14 protein-coding genes are annotated in these 19,690 nt (G+C 41.8%); 8 read left to right on the top strand and 6 right to left on the bottom strand.

Annotated elements, in window-relative coordinates:
* Positions 1 to 180 precede the first annotated feature (180 nt).
* On the bottom strand, positions 181 to 990 hold the full coding sequence (gene ispE, locus HP439_RS00995; protein ID WP_172388479.1) for a 4-(cytidine 5'-diphospho)-2-C-methyl-D-erythritol kinase: 810 nt from the start codon (positions 988 to 990) through the stop codon (positions 181 to 183).
* Positions 991 to 1,305: 315 nt separating this feature from the next.
* On the opposite strand from ispE, the gene HP439_RS00990 reads away from it, so the two are divergent.
* Positions 1,306 to 4,107: a DNA gyrase/topoisomerase IV subunit A gene (locus tag HP439_RS00990; RefSeq protein ID WP_172388478.1), complete on the top strand. Its 2,802-nt coding sequence runs from the start codon at positions 1,306 to 1,308 to the stop codon at positions 4,105 to 4,107.
* A 71-nt stretch (positions 4,108 to 4,178) separates the two neighbouring features.
* Here the strand turns inward: HP439_RS00990 and msrA are convergent, their stop codons facing one another.
* Both msrA and HP439_RS00980 read right to left on the bottom strand, forming a co-directional pair.
* Positions 4,179 to 4,694 carry a peptide-methionine (S)-S-oxide reductase MsrA gene (msrA, locus tag HP439_RS00985; protein WP_172388477.1) on the bottom strand — a complete coding sequence of 172 codons (516 nt, stop codon included), beginning with the start codon at positions 4,692 to 4,694 and terminating at the stop codon, positions 4,179 to 4,181.
* 40 nt (positions 4,695 to 4,734) lie between these two features.
* Entirely contained in the window at positions 4,735 to 5,751 is a 1,017-nt protein-coding gene (locus HP439_RS00980; RefSeq protein WP_172388476.1) for a glycosylasparaginase, read from the bottom strand.
* 251 nt (positions 5,752 to 6,002) lie between these two features.
* Here HP439_RS00980 and HP439_RS00975 point away from each other — a divergent pair, with 251 nt between their 5' ends.
* The 4 genes from HP439_RS00975 to HP439_RS00960 all read left to right on the top strand — a co-directional run bounded on the left by HP439_RS00975 (position 6,003) and on the right by HP439_RS00960 (position 13,110).
* Positions 6,003 to 7,226 (top strand): C40 family peptidase, encoded by a 1,224-nt coding sequence (locus HP439_RS00975; RefSeq protein WP_172388475.1) that lies wholly within the window; start codon positions 6,003 to 6,005, stop codon positions 7,224 to 7,226.
* Positions 7,227 to 7,233: 7 nt separating this feature from the next.
* Positions 7,234 to 8,292 carry a dipeptide epimerase gene (locus tag HP439_RS00970; protein WP_172388474.1) on the top strand — a complete coding sequence of 353 codons (1,059 nt, stop codon included), beginning with the start codon at positions 7,234 to 7,236 and terminating at the stop codon, positions 8,290 to 8,292.
* Positions 8,293 to 8,446: 154 nt separating this feature from the next.
* Positions 8,447 to 11,608 carry a SusC/RagA family TonB-linked outer membrane protein gene (locus HP439_RS00965; protein ID WP_172388473.1) on the top strand — a complete coding sequence of 1,054 codons (3,162 nt, stop codon included), beginning with the start codon at positions 8,447 to 8,449 and terminating at the stop codon, positions 11,606 to 11,608.
* A gap of 17 nt (positions 11,609 to 11,625) precedes the next feature.
* Positions 11,626 to 13,110, top strand: a complete 1,485-nt coding sequence (locus HP439_RS00960) for a RagB/SusD family nutrient uptake outer membrane protein (RefSeq protein ID WP_172388472.1) — start codon at positions 11,626 to 11,628, stop codon at positions 13,108 to 13,110.
* A gap of 237 nt (positions 13,111 to 13,347) precedes the next feature.
* On the opposite strand, the gene rsgA is transcribed toward HP439_RS00960, so the two are convergent.
* The 3 genes from rsgA to HP439_RS00945 form a co-directional block, all read right to left on the bottom strand.
* Complete coding sequence (rsgA, locus tag HP439_RS00955) at positions 13,348 to 14,403, bottom strand: ribosome small subunit-dependent GTPase A (protein ID WP_172388471.1); 1,056 nt, start codon at positions 14,401 to 14,403, stop codon at positions 13,348 to 13,350.
* Entirely contained in the window at positions 14,403 to 15,179 is a 777-nt protein-coding gene (locus tag HP439_RS00950; RefSeq protein WP_172388470.1) for a class I SAM-dependent methyltransferase, read from the bottom strand. The genes rsgA and HP439_RS00950 overlap by 1 nt, the downstream gene beginning before the upstream one ends.
* Positions 15,180 to 15,455: 276 nt before the next feature.
* Positions 15,456 to 16,871, bottom strand: coding sequence for an aminotransferase-like domain-containing protein (locus HP439_RS00945; RefSeq protein ID WP_172388469.1), 1,416 nt, complete (start codon positions 16,869 to 16,871; stop codon positions 15,456 to 15,458).
* 92 nt (positions 16,872 to 16,963) lie between these two features.
* Here HP439_RS00945 and HP439_RS00940 point away from each other — a divergent pair, with 92 nt between their 5' ends.
* From HP439_RS00940 to HP439_RS00930, 3 genes are all read left to right on the top strand, one after another.
* On the top strand, positions 16,964 to 17,845 hold the full coding sequence (locus tag HP439_RS00940) for a DMT family transporter (protein ID WP_172388468.1): 882 nt from the start codon (positions 16,964 to 16,966) through the stop codon (positions 17,843 to 17,845).
* Positions 17,846 to 18,040: 195 nt separating this feature from the next.
* On the top strand, positions 18,041 to 19,063 hold the full coding sequence (locus HP439_RS00935; protein WP_172388467.1) for an NAD-dependent epimerase/dehydratase family protein: 1,023 nt from the start codon (positions 18,041 to 18,043) through the stop codon (positions 19,061 to 19,063).
* Positions 19,064 to 19,642, top strand: a complete 579-nt coding sequence (locus tag HP439_RS00930; RefSeq protein WP_172388466.1) for a Crp/Fnr family transcriptional regulator — start codon at positions 19,064 to 19,066, stop codon at positions 19,640 to 19,642. It abuts the gene before it with no gap.
* Positions 19,643 to 19,690 lie beyond the last annotated feature (48 nt).

Genomic DNA, 19,690 nt, shown 5'->3' with positions numbered 1-19,690 from the left:
AATCAGAACAGCCGTTACGAACAATTAACTATTCCCCTGAAAATATAAAGATCATAGTTCTAATATGAGAAAAGTTAGTTTTAAACGTACGCCGGAAGGTATAGTAATGAGATGTAATGAAGCCCATATAGGACCTCATTACAGTTAACTTTTGGCTATCGCATGAAGGGCGAAGGTTAATTAGAGAGAAACAGGATAATAGATTGTTCCTAGAGCGCCAAGCTTACTTAAATCAACTTTTTGATCAAAAATTCCGTAAACCGATGATCCGGATCCCGACATAGAGGCATACAACGCACCGTTCTCATAAAGTGCGAGCTTGATGTCACGAATTATGGGATAAAGTTCAAATAACCGATCTTCAAAATCGTTTTTAATATAAAACTTCCAATCTTGTATGGGGAGTGTGATTAACTCATCTAATTCTTGTTCTGGAACAACGGGACTGATTCCGGCATAAGCCTGCTGTGTGGAAATATGAATATCCGGTTTAATAAGCACAATAAATTTGTCACTCAAATCCAGATCTATGTGATGCAAAGTGGTCCCCGTTCCCGTCGCATACGTAGCACTATTACGAATAAAAAAAGGACAGTCCGCACCCAACATCGCAGCAAAATCTACTAGTTGGTTGCCGGCCAAATTCAACTGAAATTTATCATTCAACATCTTTAGAACGACCGCAGCATCTGACGACCCCCCTCCTAATCCCGCGCCAAAAGGTATCTGTTTATGAAGATGAATAGCAACCTCTGGTAGTGCGTAACTCGTTGCGAGCAATCTATAGGCTTTCAGGCATAAATTTGATTCATCAACTTGTAGATCGATGCCCGTAATGGTAAGAGTTGTCCGCGTTTCAATCGTATTAATCTCAATGATATCGTACAAGCCAAATGGATAGAAAACGGTCTGCAATTCGTGATATCCATCTGGCCGCTTGGCGGTGATGTTTAATCCGAGATTGATTTTAGCATTCGCAAAAGAGATCATAATGCAATATTAAAGAAACTCTCCCTATTTTATCTACCAGTCGATATTTTTATTTCGCTATTTCATGTTTTGGCGAACGTGGATGTGTTTAATAATTCGCGCTTCAACTCTATCCCATAGCGGTCTCGAATATTTATCTTCCTTCAAGCCTGCTCACTCCCATATCCTCTAAACCCATTACCGACTTGGAAACGAGCTGCATTCCCGTATACTTAGAAGAATCAATCATCAACACTAAAAATCCAGTGATTTTTGCTATTTTTACCCTACTTTCAGAAAAACTGACTTTTTCGAAATAATAGTATTTTGTAGTAAATGAGTGAAGAAACAAATTTTCCAGAAGAAAATCAGGACCTTAATGACCAAGGTCAGGACAACGAATCGAATTCAACTACTATCCCCCTATCGGGGTTGTACGAGAACTGGTTCCTCGACTACGCATCTTATGTTATTCTAGACAGGGCCGTACCACATATTAATGACGGGTTCAAACCCGTACAACGCCGTATCCTCCATTCTTTAAAAGAAATGGACGATGGACGCTTTAATAAAGCGGCCAACGTGATTGGTAATACAATGAAATACCATCCGCACGGCGACGCTTCGATTGGTGATGCTATGGTACAGCTGGGACAAAAAGACCTGTTAATCGATTGTCAGGGCAACTGGGGAGACCCGATAACTGGCGACTCTGCCGCCGCTCCACGTTACATCGAAGGTCGCCTATCAAAATTCGCTCTTGAAGTTGTATTCAATCCCGATACAACAGAATGGCAGCAAAGTTATGATGGCCGTAACAAAGAGCCTGTCACTCTACCTGTTAAATTCCCCTTACTATTAACCCAAGGGGCTGAGGGTATTGCCGTGGGGCTTGCTACCAAGATTATGCCACATAACTTCGTGGAACTCATCGATGGATCGATACAAGTATTGAACGACGAACGCCCGAACCTGCTCCCTGACTTCCCGACCGGAGGGTTGGCGGATATGTCAAACTATAATGAAGGTCGTCGAGGAGGAAAAATACGCGTACGTGCGAAAATCGAAGAACGAGATAAAAAAACGCTTGCGATTACCGAGATTCCTTTTGGCACCACCACCGGCGGGCTAATCGATAGCGTGGTAACGGCGAATGATAAAGGAAAGATCAAGATCAAAAAGATCGAAGACAACACGGCTAAGGACGTGGAAATCATCGTTCACCTAGCGCCAGGGATTTCTCCTGATGTAACAATCGATGCGCTCTATGCATTTACTGCATGCGAAACCTCGATATCTCCAAACACCTGTGTCATTATTGACAATAAGCCCCATTTCATGAGTGTAAACGATATGCTTATCGCGAACACCAAACAAACAAAGGCGCTGCTTAAAAGGGAACTTGAAATTAAACTACATGAACTACAGGAGAAAATATTCTTCAGTACACTCCTTAAGATATTTATACAAGAAGGGATGTATAAGCATCCAAGCTATGAGAATTCTGGAGACTTCGATACAGTAGTAAAGGTTTTAAACGAGTTATTCGCACCTTTCTTTTCACAATTCTATCGAGAAATAGTTCCTGAAGACTACAAGCGTCTTATTGATAAACCTATGAGCAGTATCACGCGTTTTGACGTTTCCAAAGCGGATGAGCAGATGAGAGCACTCGAAGATGAGATCAAAAAGGTTCGCAAAAATTTACGAAATCTTACCGAATATACGATCGCGTGGTTTGAGCATCTGCGCCAAAAATACAGTAAAGATCGGGGACGAAAAACAGAAATACGCGTATTTGACAAGGTGGAAGCCTCCCAAGTAGCGCTTGCGAACGCTAAACTTTATGTTAATCGTGAAGACGGGTTTATAGGAACGGGCATGCGCAAGGACGAATTCGTTTCGGAATGTTCGGATATCGATGATATCATCGTCTTCCGGGCGGATGGGAAATACTCTGTGACCAAAGTTCAGGAAAAAGGATTCGTCGGAAAAGACATCATCCACGTCGCTGTATTCAAGAAAGGGGACGAACGTACAATATACAATGCGATATATAAAGATGGGGCAACCGGAACCAGTTATATCAAACGCTTTGCAGTAACCTCGGTTACCCGAGACAAGGAATACGACATCGGCAAAGGTAGCAAGGGGTCGAAAATACTTTACTTCACGGCAAACCCTAACGGCGAGGCCGAAGTGGTGAACATCCAGCTAAAGCCACATACAAAATTGCGTAAACTAAACTTTGATCAAGATTTTGCAGAAATAGCGATTAAAGGGAGAGCGTCGCAAGGTAATATCGTTTCAAAATATCCAATAAAGAAAATCACGTTTAAAAATGCGGGTATCTCTACCCTTGCTGGGCGTAAAATCTGGTTCGATGACATATTGCGTCGATTGAATGCAGACGAACGTGGTCGTTACCTAGGAGAGTTCGATGGGGATGATAAAATATTACTTGCCTATCCGGATGGCACTTACGAGTTTTCATCATTCGATTTAAACAACCATTTTGACGCCAATATTCTCAAAATGGAGAAGTACAACACCAAACACGTTTATACTGCGGTTCATCAAGACGGTAAATCTGGAACATTCTACGTGAAGCGCTTCAAGTTTGATGATCAGCCCATCGGCAAACGGGTACCTTTCATTAACGAAGCACCCGGGTCTAAGCTTCTCATTTTAACAAATGGCCAGCAGCCGATAGCACGAATCGAACTCCTGAAGGGTAAGACACAAACTCCAGAGACGCTTGAGCAGCCTTTGGTTGAGCTTATTGACGTTAAGGGTATGAAAGCACAAGGTAACAGGCTATCCTTCCACACCGTCAAAAAGGTAAAATTACTTTCTGCCGAACTGGATCTTGCGACAGAAGAAAAAGAGGCATCCGTTGATGGTGTAATAAATGAAGACCAACTTGTTGACCATTCTACAAGCCAGACTGGATCAGAATTATTAGAAACGGATTTGACCGAAGATAATGTATCAAATAAAACAGACGACCTTATTGACACTGATGGCGAAACAGAAGTGGAGGGGGGAAACGAGGATAAATCCAACGATGTCAGTTTTGAGATAACAAATCCTGATGATATTAATCTAGACGATAACGGTCAAACCTCTCTTTTCTAAAGTCTAAAGAAAAGCTAGAAATGTCGTCAGCAAAAGTCTTTTTACTGACGACATTTTTATTCGAGCTAGGCCTACGACTGATATTCCTTCAGAAACTTCTGAACCTTTGGTGCAATGACTGCTGCGCAATACGGATTTCCTGGATTTTGATTAAAGTAATCGTGATGGTAGTTTTCCGCCTCCCAAAAAGTGACAGCGGGCTCCACAGCAGTTACAATTTGATCTTCAAAGATCGCATCGTCTTGCAAGCTTGAAATGAATCTATCGGTCTCTCCCCGCTGCTCCTCGCTATGGTAAAAGACAACGGAGCGATACTGGGTTCCCACATCGTTTCCTTGCCTATTTAGCGTGGTAGGATTATGTGTTCTAAAAAATACTTTTAATAACTCTATAAATCCGACTTTATTTTCATCAAAATCAATCTGAACGACTTCAACATGATCCGTATTACCTTCACACACCTGTTCGTATGTCGGGTTATCAACCTTCCCCCCCATATATCCAGGAAGGACGGTGCTTACTCCTTCTATGTTCTGAAATATCACTTCTGTGCACCAGAAACATCCACCACCAAATGTTGCTTTCATAATAATTATATTTTAAAAATCTAATTAAGAGATACTTTACCTATTTATAATAATGTTCTCCTTTAATAACTTGTTCCTGATTTCCAGCTTCACAGACAGCAAATGTAAAGCCTTCTTGCAAAGCAAAAGAACCGTATTCCCCATTTTTGTTTAGCGCTAAAAATCCAACCTGAATATCTTTCGCTATATCAGGCTTCTTTTTCACAATGCGCTCCACTGCTTCCCGACAAGCGTCTCTCGGAGAGTACCCCTGACGCATAAGCTCTACAACAAGAAAACTTCCGACCGTACGCATTACCTCCTCACCAACACCTGTGGAGGTAGCAGCCCCGATCTCGTTATCTACATATAAACCGGCGCCAATAATAGGACTATCTCCAACTCTTCCATGCATCTTAAATGCCATCCCGCTTGTTGTACATGCACCGGAAAGATTTCCCGATGCATCTAAAGCCAACATCCCTATGGTATCGTGATTATACTTATTCCCCGGCAAACGCTCTTTATTGAACGATTGGTTTTCAATGTTCATCACCGGCGCGTATTTCTTTCCTTTAAGCCATTCTTTCCATGCTTTTTCTGCAGGCGGAGTGAGTAAATTATCGCGCTTAAATCCGTTTTCCAAAGCAAACTGTAAAGCTCCTTCACCAACCAACATAACATGTGGGGTCTTTTCCATCACTAAACGAGCGACTTGTATCGGATGTGCAATATGTTCCATTGCCGCGACCGAGCCACAGTTCCCTTCGCTATCCATAATGCAAGCGTCTAAAGTAACATGTCCGTCTCGATCCGGATATCCTCCTTTTCCGACAGTCGTATTAGAAAGGTCTGCTTCGGCGACCATCACCCCCCGCTCTACTGCATCCAATGCTTTGCCACCACTTTTAAGAATTCCCCAAGCATCTTGGTTGGCAGCCACACCAAAATCCCATGTCGATATCACAATAGGTTTTGTCATTTTTGTGCTTTTCGCACCTGCTGATAATTCACCAATGGCTCCAATACTCGCTGCACCAATTATCGACTGCTTAATAAATCTTCTTCTTGTATTCATTTTATCCTGGTTTGACCATGCAATAATACAAAATTTGCCGTACACCCTCACTTAATTAACTACTGATAGAAATGGATATTCAATTGAATTTTACATTTATCCTAATTTTTCGCCACATGGTATTAACACAGCTAAAAAACAGCGCATTATTGCTGATTACTACAACAGTAAGTTTAAAACAAATAAAAAAACGCAGCGTCTATAGGCTTTTCTTTCAATTTGACTTATATTCGCATATAACTAATTTGAAAATGGCAGCAATTTATTGGAAATCGGCATGCGTAGCATTACTTTTAAGTGGCGCGTTACAAACAAATGCACAGGTCGATTCAACTCTCTACCATAAAGTAGTATCTCTCGTTGAATCCACCCGTGAGCAAATGGCTCCCGACAAACGTTTGGCAGTTATTGAATTCACAACATCGGACATAACTAAGAATAACTATATCCTTCAAACCAGCGACAAGTCGATTAAAGATACGCTGATAAACAGGTTCGCGAGTATCAGTGCGAATATTCAAATTGACGTCTTTCCGACAAATGAGGTATCCGATCGTCCATACGGCATTGTCAACCTATCGGTTGCCAACCTGCGTACAAAACCGGCCCACTCCGCAGAAATGGCGACGCAAGTCCTCTTAGGCGCCCAAGTTGATATTTTGGATAAAGATGGAGGCGATTTCCGGGTGCGCACACCTGAAGGATATATAGCATGGGTACCAACATCTTCGGTTGTCCCAATGACGGAATCAGAGTTAGTAAGCTGGAAAAAAGGAACGAACATTATTTATACCGCCGACTTCGGCAAATCATACAGTGAACCAAACGAGAAAAGTCAACGTGTTTCGGATTTAGTATATGGAGACGTGCTTTCGTTAATTACAGAACAAGGCAGTTATTATAAAGTTTCCTACCCAGACAAACGCGTTGCTTTTATTCGGAAAGACGAAGCGGTTCTTTTCCATGATTGGTTAAACTCTAGGGAACCGACCAGTGAAAATGTCATCTCTAGCGCAAAATCCATGCTCGGTTTACCTTATCTATGGGGCGGAACCTCAGTGAAGGGTGTAGATTGTAGCGGTCTTACAAAGACTTCATTTTTCATGAATGGTTACATCATCCCCCGTGACGCTTCCCAGCAGGTATTACACGGTGAAAAAATTGACATCCTCGATGAACAAGGAAATTTTGATCCTACAAAAGCTCTAAAAAACTTAAAACCCGCAGATCTATTATTTTTCGCTGGCGGCAAACATAAATCACAAAATGCTCGGGTCACCCATGTTGCCCTATACATAGGAAACGGCGTATTTATTCATTCGGCTGGCACAGTTCGGATCAACAGCATGCTCAAAGACGCAGAAAACTACGATGACTTCCAGACAAGAACTGTCGTAGCCGCTCGTCGCTACTTGGGCTCAGAGGACCCCGCGATTCAGAAAATTTCGGAAAATAACTATTATACACACAATTAACAAACCGATGCAAAAAGCAGACTGGCAAACAATTACAATGGGAAAATTCACCCTATGTATAAAGCCTTATACCTTAGAGATGCGTCACGTTTTCACCGTGGCTTCATTTAGCCGTACAACCACACCGGTTATCCTCACCGAGCTAACCTATGAAGGTGTAACGGGCTATGGAGAGGCAAGCATGCCTCCGTATCTCGGTGAATCGCAAGAAAGCGTCATTAGTTTTCTTAACAAAGTGGATCTTTCCATCTTCGCATCTCCTTTTCAAACCGAAGAGATATTAAGTTACGTTGACAGTATCCAGGAGAAGAATACCGCCGCGAAAGCAGCACTGGATATTGCTCTGCACGATTTACTCGGAAAATTAATGGGTCAACCATTTTATAAAATTTGGGGACTCAATCCTGCCGAAATACCTGCTACCTCTTTTACAATAGGGATTGACAGCGAAGAGATGATACGTAAAAAAGTCGCCGAGGCAGAGCAGTTTAAGATCTTAAAAGTGAAGCTTGGACTAGATACCGACAAAATGATCATCGACACCATCCGTTCAGTTACTGGGGTACCTTTATGCGCGGACATTAATCAAGGTTGGAAAAGTAAAGAACAAGCGCTCGAAATGGCCCACTGGCTAGCAGAACGTGGTGTAGTATTTTTGGAGCAGCCTATGCCTAAGGAGCAAATCGAAGATAACGCTTGGTTAACCGAACGCTCTCCTATTCCCACGATAGCCGATGAAGGGTGCCAACGCTATACGGATGTTACTGCTCTACAAGGAGTCTATTCAGGCATCAACATTAAATTAATGAAATGCACGGGCATGCGTGAAGCAAAAAAAATGGCCGAACTAGCACGCGCTTTAAAAATGAAAGTTATGCTAGGCTGCATGACAGAAACCTCCTGCGCTATTACAGCGGCCGCACAGTTAGCTCCCCTGGTAGACTGGGCAGATCTGGATGGCGCATTATTGATCGGCAACGACATATTCCAGGGAATGGAAGTGAAACACGGATTTTGCTATCTGCCCGATCGCGCTGGAATTGGTTTAATAAAAGAAACCGTATAACATGACTACAGCAACCCAACGGTTGCTTTTTTTTTACATCATTCGGTATACACACTTTTCTACCGAATAAAATTCAATTAAATTAAATATTTATTTAACAAAACTTTAACAAAAAGAAAATAACAAGTATATTTAGAATACTAAAATCTAGACGATGAATAAACCTCTACTAACCACCATGTGTCTGATCGCCTGTTCTGCATTTCAGGTAGTCAACGCACAGCAAACATCCATCGCCGGTAAAATTACCGACGCGAGCGGAATACCCCTTTCTGGCGTTACCATCAGCATCAAGGGAACCAATCTAGGCACATCCACAAACGAAAGCGGCCTTTTTACGATCAACGCGAACCCTAATGCGACACTCGTTATTACTGCCGTTGGCTTCCAAGAACAAGAATTTGCCCTCGCCGGTCGTAAAACAGTTAACCTCAGCTTAACTAATAATGAGACCTCCCTTGACGAAGTCATGGTGGTTGCTTACGGTACCGCGAAAAAAAGCACTTACACTGGATCGGCGGCGACTGTCAGTGCTGATCAAATCGACAAACAGCCGGTAACTTCGTTTGAAAAAGCGTTAGCTGGGCAGGTAGCAGGCCTACAAGTTACCACAACCTCCGGACAAGCGGGTGCTACCCCGTCCATCAGGATTCGCGGAATCGGATCCATGAGCGCTTCAAATGAACCGCTATATGTAGTTGACGGTGTGCCTATTGTATCTGGAGAAACCTCCCAAATGGGTGATCATATTTATACCAGTAATAACGTAATGAGCACCATTAATCCGAACGATATTGAAAGCATGACGGTTTTGAAAGATGCGGCCGCTTCATCGCTTTACGGATCACGAGCAGCAAACGGTGTGGTTATCATTACCACAAAAAAAGGTAAATCTGGTGCCCCAAAGATCAATTTTAAATCTAGTCTCGGTCTTAGTCCGTCCTGGGCAACTGACAACTATGAAGCCGCTGGGCCTCAGGACCAGATCAACACCCTGTACAGTTTGCTCTACGATTCAAGGATCGCAGGCGGTTTAACCGAAGAAGCGGCAAACGCATGGGTATTGAACCGATTTAATACGAACTTTGGAAAACACGGCTACGAATTTTCAACAAACGGCACGACCATGTGGGAAAACGTAAACATCGCTGGCAGAACAGACGGAATAGAAAACCGAGAAGGAAAATATTTTGATTGGGATAATGCGTTGTTTAGAACGGGAATTTTCAATTCCAACGATATTGCCGTTAGTGGCGCTAATGAGAAGACCAATTATTATACGTCGTTAAATTACACCAGCGATAAAAGTAGAGCTATCGAAAACAATTATAACCGCGTCTCTGGTCGTGTCAATTTAACGCAAAAGATTGGCAAAATGCTCGAATTTGGGACTAATATCAATATCGGTAGAACAAAATTGGTCGGTTTAAACGATACACGTAATACAAGCACCAACTACCTCTACCAAACGCGTAACTTACTATGGCCGTTTTATTGGCCGACTGACTATAAAACGGGCGAGGCTTGGACTGATCGTTACGGTAGTTTAGCACAGAACCAGTTATACTACAACAACGAGTGGGAAAACTGGTCGAATACCACACGTATTTCGGCGACAGAGTCACTTAACTTAAAACTAACAAAAGAACTGAATATCAAAACAGTATTTTCTTACGACGATACAGAAACGAAAGATCATATTTACTATAGCGCAAAACATTATACCGGCGCTACCGATAATGGTTCGGTCTCGGAGATGTCAACTAACTACCGTAAACTGGTGTCCTCCACAACAGCGAATTATAACAAGAGTTTCGGACTACACAATCTAGGCTTGCTGGCGGGTTTTGAAGCAGAAAAAAACGACATCGAGTATATCCGCGCATCGGGTAAAGACCTACCAAATTCCAAACTCCATACCGTAGCAACTGCTGGATCTCTTGATGCAACTGCCTACGGCTGGGGAAACTCCATGATGTCAGTCCTATCGCGGGCGGAATATAATTATGCAGAAAAGTATTTTGCTTCGGCGTCCTATCGTCGTGACGGTTCTTCCAAGCTCAGTCCTGACGAGCGCTGGGGAGATTTCTGGTCAGTTGCCGGAGCTTGGACACTCTCAAACGAGAATTTCATTAAAGAGATACCTGAAATCAATAATTTACGTCTGCGTGCCTCCTATGGGGTGAATGGCACGCTACCAATCGACGACTACGCCTGGAGATCGCTCGTAAAATACGATTCCAAATACATGGCAACTCCGGGCGGAGGCATTAGCAGTTCAGCAAATCCATTTCTATCATGGGAGCGCAACTTCACCACCAACATTGCGCTGGAATTCGGTCTATTTGGCAACAAAGTTTTTGGTGCCGTCGAGTATTTCAATCGCGATTCCAAAGATCTATTGCAAGATGTCCCTCAATCGATGATCACCGGTTTTCCCAGTAGCATGAAAAACGTGGGACAGATTAACAATAAAGGTGTGGAAATAGAGATTGGCTCTGATATTATTAAAAATGAAGATTGGAAATGGACCTTGTCAGTAAATGCGAGCCACATTAATTCCAAAGTCGTCTCACTAAGCAGCGGAGAAGACATCATATGGAACGATCCCACAGGGGGCGATGCCCGAGCTCGCTACATATACCGTGAGGGACAGTCGACGTTAGCATTTTACGGTCTAGAATGGGCCGGAACTGACCAAACAAATGGTAAAAACATGTGGTTTTTGAATGATCCGGAGGCTGGTGAGGGCGATTTTCAGGTTGACGGTCGGGCGGCAAGTTATGACTATACGCTGGCGAAACGAACCATCATCGGAGACGGAACACCTAAACTTTATGGAGGGATCAATTCAACCGTAGATTACAAGAACTTTAGTCTGGGTTTAAACTTCATTTATCGTTTAGGAGGAGATATATATGACTCTGCAAATAAAGATGTTGCCGACGATGGATACTATTGGGAGCGTATACATTCACAATATTTTGTGGACGAAACCTGGAGCCCGCAAAATCCTTCAGGAAGCCTGCCAATGGTATCAGGACGAGATTTAGAAGATGTTAACCAAATTAGTTCACGCCACCTATACAGCGGCACATATCTACGTTTGAAAAACATCTCTTTGACATACAACATCCCGTCACATTTAACAGAGCGTATTAAAATGAACAATGCGCGTGTATTCTTCAATGGAAGCAATTTATTGACCTTCTCAAAGTTCAAAAATTCAGATCCAGAAGTCAATCAATTCAGCACACGCGGCTGGGAAACACCTATTGCTAAGACTTATACCTTTGGTGTAGAATTCTCTTTTTAACTATTTGAAAAACAGACATGAAAAAATCATTCTTAATAACTTGTTTGGCGGCGGCATTAATTTCTACATCTTGTAGTGATTTCCTAAATGTGGAACCAACAGAATCTGCAAATGCTGAAACGGCGATCACAACTGCAAAAGAAGCACAGGTAGTCATCAACGGACTGATGCGTAAGTTAACCGACGCCGATTACTACGGCAGAACGTTTCCTTTATATGGAGACGCAAAAGGAGGCGATTTAACCATTGGATCCCAGGGACGCGGGTACGACGCATTATACGTGTTTAACCACGCGGAGTCCTCCAACTCCTACTCAGGATTATGGGCGCAGGGCTACCACTGTTTACGACAGGTCAACAACCTGCTCGCAGCAATCGAAACCTTGAAATCGGAAGGAAGTACCGAAGATTTCGACGATAAAATCGGTCAGGCGCTCACTCTGCGCGCGTTAATCTACTTCGACCTTGTCCGTCTGTACGGAGAACCATACAACGAAGATAAAACGGCTCTTGGTGTTCCCAGCATCACGGAGGTACTTCCGAATGAGGCAAAGAAATTACGAAACACCGTAGAAGAAAATTACACGCAGATTGTAACCGATCTGCTCGCTGCGGAAAGCCTTCTTAATGATGGAAAAACTAACGGTTTTGTTAACTACTACGGCAACATCGCTTTACAGTCGCGGGTCTACCTTTACATGGAGGACTACGACAAGGCTTTAGCGGCAGCGGAAAAAGTGATTGAGTCTCGCGAATATACACTTTATTCAAATACCGAGTGGGCAACATCTTGGACAAAAGAGTTTGGTACCGAGTCAATTCTGGAATTTGGCGTATACCCCAATGAAGGCGACCTAGGGAATACGTCCTTAGGGGCAATGTACCGGAAAAAAGGGCACGGAAGTTCCAGTATCTTAGGTTACTTCATCGCGAGTACCGACTTTCTATCAAAGCTATCAGAGGATACAACCGACGTTCGATGGGCGGTGATGGAAGAGGATGAATTTAGTGAAACCTCTGATTATCCAGCAGAACGCCTAGGCTCTTCCTATAAATATAGCGGTAGCACGAGTCTTGCCGGCGATAAAAATGCATCCAATAGTACTGCAGTGAATATCAAGGTCATTCGCTTATCAGAAGTCTATCTAAATGCCGCAGAAGCCGCATTACTAAAACCAGCACCAGATAAAGAGAAAGCGGCAACATACCTCAACGCTATTCGTAAACGCTCACCCGCCCTTTTGCCCGCTACATCAGCAAGCCTGACATTCGATATGATAAAAACAGAGCGAAGCAAAGAGCTGTTCACTGAAGGACATCGATTCTTTGATAAGATACGTTGGAATGACATTATTACCTTTGATGACGCATTGGGTTCCATACCAACAATTCACAGGGAGAAAACGATTGATAGAACATTCTATAAAACAATTCTTCCTATTTCAATTGATGAAATAAACGCAAATCCAGAAATTGAAGCGCAGCAAAATCCCGGCTATTGATAATCTGTGAGGACTGCTCATTAGCACAATTTGTTCAGCTTCAAAAAGCACCAAGTGAGCTTAATCTAACGGTTTATAATGCCTATCCAATCTAGCGGTTGGATAGGCTTTTTTCGTAAAAGTGCTATCGGATTTTAATTTAAATGCATTTCTACACTAAATCGCGTACAATTTTGAACAATAGCTGAAAAAAAACAGGTATTTCCCTTATGGAAATACCCGTATGCAAAAGTAGCTTTAGCGATTCTTCTTTCGTTTTTTGATTTCATCTCCAAGTTTTGAAAACGATTTCGCTCGTTTACGTTTTTCATGTTCAGAAGTAGAGAAATACCACGCTTCCCGCCGAAGTTTGAGATAGCTGTCATACACTTTCTGCTCTAATCTTCCCTTTTGTACCGCTTCGATCACGGCACAATCGGGTTCATTTTCGTGCGTACAATCATCAAAACGGCATGATTGGGAATAATCCGCGACGGTTAGCATCTCTGACAATGAATTAGGATTATCGGTTACTAATCCAAACTCTCTGACCCCCGGAGTATCAATTAAAACACCCGAACCATCCAACAATACCATTTCCCTGCGGGTCGAAGTATGCCTCCCCTTTCCTGTAGCTAGGCTAATATCTGAGGTCAGAAGTACTGCCTTTTCGCAAAGAGCATTAATCAACGAGCTTTTACCAACCCCCGATGAACCCACAAATACAACCGTTTCACCTTCCTCTATATATTCCCTTAATTGGTTAATCGTGTCTGGAAGATGTATACTTGTATAGAAAATAGGGGTCCGATAAGCAATATGTTCGATCGACGCGTCGATCGCTCGCCGATCAAAATCTAAATCAGCCTTATTAAGAACCAATACCGGAACTATCTCTTCTTCCAATATCTGATACAGAAAACGTTCAACCCTGCGAACATTAAAATTCTCGTCAAGACTTTGCACGATAAATGCTTTATTCACGTGTGAAGCAATAGTTTGTCTACCGGAAATAGTTCCAATTTTCTTGCGACGCAGTGTTCGTTCGCAGGGAAGCATGTCGACGATGATTCCTTTGTTTTGGTCAACTGGTTGAAAAATAACCCAGTCTCCCGTACAAGGTAACTCAAGGTCAGATCTTGCGAACAACATGTTCCCCGTCAGTTCACATTGAAACGTACCTTTCTCCGAAATGACTTCGTAACATGTCCGATGCACAATTGATACACGACCATGTGGAAGGCTTTTGTATTGTGTAGATTGCTTGAGATAATTCAATTTCTCGTTCCAACCGTAAATATTTAAATCATTCATTATTTTATCTTTTTTGCGATATAGAAAGTGTATCCGTAATATGCCTTGTATTTAGTATATAATGCCCTTTCCCGTCGTTGATTGAACACCAATTCCTCGGCGATTCTATTGCCTGCATACTTCCTTAAATATATTTCCTGAGCGCTAATTTGTGGCTCATAAAAATGCTTTGTCCAACAATCTTCAGGTAAATTAAAAGTTGCAATGGGTAAATATCCAGCATTCTTCACTTGTGCTATCTTGTTAGGAATCGTATCAATTTCAGGATAGGCATCCAACCAAAATTCATGAATTTCATTGGGTCGCTGTTCGGTAAACCAAGAAAGGTCGGTAACAGCTATATAGCCTCCCAGCTTTAGGAATTTTCGCCATTCACGCAACCCCCTCTCAAAACCGATATGATAAATGGCTCCTTCCGACCAAATTAAATCCAGCTCTTTATTTCTAAAAGGCAGATCGTCCATTGAGCCCACAATTCCATTTACCCTATTGTTAAGTTTGAGTTTAGTGGCATCGGCATTGAACCGATCTACAAATGGCGGAAACAGGTCAATTCCGGTGATTCGTCCTAGCGTATTTTGAGCTAGCACCATTGTTTGGCCACCTGTTCCGCATCCGATGTCGACAATTTTAGATTTATGGGAAAGGTTTTTCACAAAACTTAACGCCTTAACGGTTGCTTCAGGGCTACCGGGTCCTTGGCGATCCACACTAGAGAAATATTCGCATATTAAATTAAAATCGAAGTCGTGAATTGTTTTATTATCGTGACTCATTTTTCTGAATATAGGACGCACATGCGAATGCACAGCAATGCTGTCATCAATGTACGCAGATTAAAAAATAAAATTTATATAATAGAAATCACCCTCGAAACGAATTGTTCGAGTAAAAATGAAAGGACTATCTATACTTTCTGTATAGATTGTTTACAATACCATATCCGATTTATGCAGAGTCTTACACATTCTACAAAGATAAGTAGTATTTTGTTAACTTAAAGTAGGTCGCTAAAAAGCTTAAAAATTATTAAAACAAAAAGCACGCATAACTCATAGCAACATCTTGGCAAAGGTTCCGAGTTTTTTTAATTTTAACGCTAAATCATTGCTCCAAGGCAACCCGATGCAAAGACGCATACAATTTTGAAATTGATTTTGTAGCGTAAACATTCTCCCCGGTGCAATACTTATATGCTGTTTAAGCGCATAGTTATATAGTTCAACGGTGTCTATGCCTGCTGGAAATTCAACCCACAAAGCAAGACCACCCTGTGGTCGGCTTATTTTTGTGCCCAAAGGAAAATGTTCTGCAATAGCAAAAACATAACGCTGATAATTGTCTTGCAATGTTTTTCGAAAACGGCGAAGATGATTTTCATATCGGCCTGTCATTAAAAAATTTCCAACTGCTTCTTGAACCACAGAAGTGGAAGATAGCGCATGTACGAGTTTTAATTTTAGTATCTGGGCCCTATATTTACCGGGAGCAACCCAACCGACACGATATCCCGGAGCGAGCGTCTTAGAAACAGAGCTGCACCATAACACATTTCCTGTCGTATCAAAAGATTTACAGCATTTGGGACGTTCGGACCCAAAAAAAATATCCCCATAGGCGTCATCTTCGATAAGCGGGATGCCATGCGCTGCCAGTATCGAGACTATTTCCTTTTTATTTTCATCAGGCATACAATAACCTAATGGTGTATTGAAGTTAGGAACTAATAAACAAACGTTTATCGTCGGCAATAGTGCGCTCAGGGCATCGATATCGATTCCGGTTACGGGATGTGTAGCCACTTCCAGCACCTTTAACCCTAAGCTATTTGCAAGTTGTAGAATACCTGGATAACAAGGACTTTCTAGCGCCACAGTATCACCCGGTTTGGTAAGTGCCATAAGGCATAGAGCCAAAGCATTCATACAACCGTTCGTGGTTATCAAATCGTCTGGCTTCAAATCTCCCTCCCACGCGAGCGAGCGAGAAGCAATCATCCTCCGAAGCTTTAAGTTACCCTGTAAAGGTTCATACTCGGTACCACCTTCTTTTAATGTTCTTGTGGCTAGAACGATTTCCTTTTTCATCTTTGCCAATGGTAAAAGACCACCTGAGGGTACACCGATCGAAAAAAGCGTTAAATCGGCACGTCCCATCGTAGAATAAACACCGGTTATCAATTCGTTAGGCTCTATATTATTGGCCACGGGCAGCGGTTGACTTACTTCTGGCAAAGGAAGCTTCAAATAATTTATCGAACTTACGAAATGCCCTGATTGAGGTTTCGATCGCACGAGAGATCGAGTTTCCAATTCAATAAAAATTCTCTTGGCTGTATTTACGCTGATTCCGTGGCTTTTGCTCAACATTCTTACAGAGGGTAAACGTTCACCCTCCTTTATAACTCCTGCCTCTATCTTATTTGCGATATTCGACGCTATCGATCTATACAAAAAGTCCTTTTTCATATTACTAATTTAACTGTACCCATTATAATAACAAAAACTGTGACTGTGTTTATTCATATTGATTACTGAGTTTTGCATAAAATATAAAGTTTATGTCAAATGGTAAGTTAAAAGGAAACGTCTCACAAGGTTGGTTAAACGGTATTATTGGCGTGGTATTGTTTAGTGGTTCCTTACCCGCTACTCGAATAGCGGTTTTAGAAGTTGATCCGATATTTTTAACAGTAGCAAGAGCATGTATCGCCGGAATACTTGCACTTATAAGCCTATTACTATTTAAAGAGAAGCGACCAGCAAAAAAGCAAATTATCCCTTTGCTTGTGGTTGTCCTCGGAGTCGTTGTCGGCTTTCCGTTATTGAGTGCCCTAGCATTAAAACACATCACTTCTGCGCATTCCATTGTTTTTATCGGGATATTACCTCTAGCGACAGCTGTATTCGGCATCATACGTGGGAATGAACGTCCCAAATTCATATTTTGGGTATTTTCTTTACTAGGCACATTTTTGGTAATTGGTTATTCGGTCGCCCAAGGTCTTAAAGTCTCGCCTATTGGTGACAACCTGATGCTCGGTGCTGTGATTCTTTGTGGTTTAGGTTATGCGGAGGGTGCGAAATTAACAAAAACACTAGGTGGTTGGCAGGTGATATCATGGGCGCTAGTATTTTCATTACCTGTGATGTTACCGCTCACGTTTGTGTATCGGCCAACTACATTCGAAGGCATTAGCTTTGCGACCTGGGCTAGTCTAGCATACGTGTCATTATTCAGTATGTTCGTCGCTTTCATTTTTTGGTATAAAGCTCTTGCACAGGGAGGAACTGCGACTATTGGACAACTTCAATTGTTGCAACCATTTCTCGGGTTAGCGTTAGCCGCCTGTCTACTATACGAAAAAGTAAGTATTGGCATGTTAGCCGTCACATTGGGGGTAGTGCTGTGCGTGGCAGGCACAAAGAAATTCGCTCGATAACGCGCCAAAGGTACGTCCGGATATTTCTTGGTATCTCTAGAATATTATCATTTATCAGACATCGGCTATATAAAAGCTTGCTACTATCAGCTAACTCACGCAGGAAACAACTTTATGTTATTTTTTACCATTTGGTAATTGCAAACCAAGTATTGTTCAAGATTTTTGTATGAATAAACAACAAAAACTACCGACATGCAGGAAGTATTATTAACTGGAATCACTGGATTTTTAGGATCCCATACGGCAATTCAGCTATTGAATCTGGGTTATAAGGTAACTGGCACATTAAGAAATATGGAAAGAGCCGATTCCATAAAAAATGTTATTGCAGAGTATACCGATCATATTGCTAATCTAAATCTCGCCCAAGCCGACCTAATGGATGAAAAAGCTTGGAGTAGCTTATCTAAAGGTAAAAATTTCATAATCCATGTAGCATCGCCTTTTCCTAGAGAATTACCAACGAATGAAGCCGAATTAATCGATCCCGCCAAAGATGGAACGCTTCATGTTCTAAAAGCGGCGAAACTAAATCACGTGAAGCGAATTGTCATCGTCTCTTCGTTAGCCGCTATAGTATATGGTAAAACCAAAGAACGGATCAATGATATTTTTACAGAAAATAATTGGACCGATGAAGATAATATAGCGGATACCGCGCCCTACATTCGTAGTAAAACTATAGCTGAAAAAGCTGCTTGGGAGTACGTGTCCAAGGAAGGTTCTGGTTTAGAGCTCGTAACGGTATTACCTGGTGCAATTTTAGGTCCTGTCTTGGAAGAGGATTATGGTACATCAGCAAATATCATTATTAAAATGCTTGCTGGAAACATGCCGGCTTTACCAAAAATTGGTTTCGATATAATCGACGTACGTTCGGTAGCGGATTTGCTGACAAAAGCCTTGGTCGATCCCAGTGCGGCAGGGAATCGATATATCGCATCATCCGGATACGCGAGTATGCGAGACATCGCTATCATTCTTAAAGAAAAATACCAAGATAGAAAAATCAGCACCTCGCAATTACCCAATTTATTAGCAAGATTATTTTCTAATTTTGAACCAACATTAAAACCTATTCTCCTAGATTTAGGTATCAAAAGAAAAGTCGATATTCGTAAAGCATATGATAATCTAAATTGGAAACCTTACTCCACAAAGGAGGCTATTTTATCCTGTGCAAAAAGCGTCCTGGATTTAAAAATTGTCAAATAAATGGAAAAATTGAAATCGATGTTGAAATTTGGAGCAATCCTATCAGATTCTGATGTAGATTATATCGCATCTAAATTTAAAAATAAACCAATTAAGGCTATAGAATATTTTAGCGAGATTGGAGCAATTTCAAATCACATGGGATTCGTGGAACAGGGCATCATTCGTGTTTATAAACCGGACTCGGCGGGAAATGAAATAACAAAATATTTTTTTAGGGAAAATCAATTCTTTGCTGACCTAGAAAGTTATTATTCCGCTACCCCTTCATCAGAAGCTTTTCAAGCCGTAGTTGATTCAGAAGTGTATGCCATCCACAAGCTTGTCGTTGAAAAACTATGTGAAGAAGTACCAAACTTTTTTATCTTTTTAAAATCGGTCGCCGAAGCAGCTCTGCTTAACAAAATTAAAGACACCGACTTCCTTAATTTCGGAGATGCAAAAACAAAATATCTGGAATTTATCAGAAGGTACGCTACGCTAGCTCAACAGGTTCCGCAGCAATACATCGCATCCTATCTAAAAATCACGCCGCAATCTCTGAGTCGTATAAGAAGAGAGCTTGGAAGTAGAAGATAACATTTCCAAACAACGTGATCATTAAAAAGGATTTCCTGAATACAGTTG

Origin of the sequence: Sphingobacterium shayense (assembly GCF_013179575.1) — a bacterium.
Classification (GTDB): Bacteria; Bacteroidota; Bacteroidia; order Sphingobacteriales; family Sphingobacteriaceae; genus Sphingobacterium; species Sphingobacterium shayense.
Note: the sequence above shows the minus strand (reverse complement) of the source record. Positions and strands in the feature narration are given on the sequence as shown.

What these genes read in the sequence shown, in the direction of transcription:
- rsgA (WP_172388471.1), bottom strand. Translation starts at nt 14,403, where the DNA reads ATGAATGATTTAAATATTTACGGTTGGAACGAGAAATTGAATTATCTC.
- HP439_RS00965 (WP_172388473.1), top strand. Translation starts at nt 8,447, where the DNA reads ATGAATAAACCTCTACTAACCACCATGTGTCTGATCGCCTGTTCTGCA.
- HP439_RS00945 (WP_172388469.1), bottom strand. Translation starts at nt 16,871, where the DNA reads ATGAAAAAGGACTTTTTGTATAGATCGATAGCGTCGAATATCGCAAAT.
- HP439_RS00970 (WP_172388474.1), top strand. Translation starts at nt 7,234, where the DNA reads ATGCAAAAAGCAGACTGGCAAACAATTACAATGGGAAAATTCACCCTA.
- HP439_RS00950 (WP_172388470.1), bottom strand. Translation starts at nt 15,179, where the DNA reads ATGAGTCACGATAATAAAACAATTCACGACTTCGATTTTAATTTAATA.
- ispE (WP_172388479.1), bottom strand. Translation starts at nt 990, where the DNA reads ATGATCTCTTTTGCGAATGCTAAAATCAATCTCGGATTAAACATCACC.
- HP439_RS00935 (WP_172388467.1), top strand. Translation starts at nt 18,041, where the DNA reads ATGCAGGAAGTATTATTAACTGGAATCACTGGATTTTTAGGATCCCAT.
- HP439_RS00960 (WP_172388472.1), top strand. Translation starts at nt 11,626, where the DNA reads ATGAAAAAATCATTCTTAATAACTTGTTTGGCGGCGGCATTAATTTCT.
- HP439_RS00980 (WP_172388476.1), bottom strand. Translation starts at nt 5,751, where the DNA reads ATGAATACAAGAAGAAGATTTATTAAGCAGTCGATAATTGGTGCAGCG.
- HP439_RS00940 (WP_172388468.1), top strand. Translation starts at nt 16,964, where the DNA reads ATGTCAAATGGTAAGTTAAAAGGAAACGTCTCACAAGGTTGGTTAAAC.
- msrA (WP_172388477.1), bottom strand. Translation starts at nt 4,694, where the DNA reads ATGAAAGCAACATTTGGTGGTGGATGTTTCTGGTGCACAGAAGTGATA.
- HP439_RS00930 (WP_172388466.1), top strand. Translation starts at nt 19,064, where the DNA reads ATGGAAAAATTGAAATCGATGTTGAAATTTGGAGCAATCCTATCAGAT.
- HP439_RS00990 (WP_172388478.1), top strand. Translation starts at nt 1,306, where the DNA reads ATGAGTGAAGAAACAAATTTTCCAGAAGAAAATCAGGACCTTAATGAC.
- HP439_RS00975 (WP_172388475.1), top strand. Translation starts at nt 6,003, where the DNA reads ATGGCAGCAATTTATTGGAAATCGGCATGCGTAGCATTACTTTTAAGT.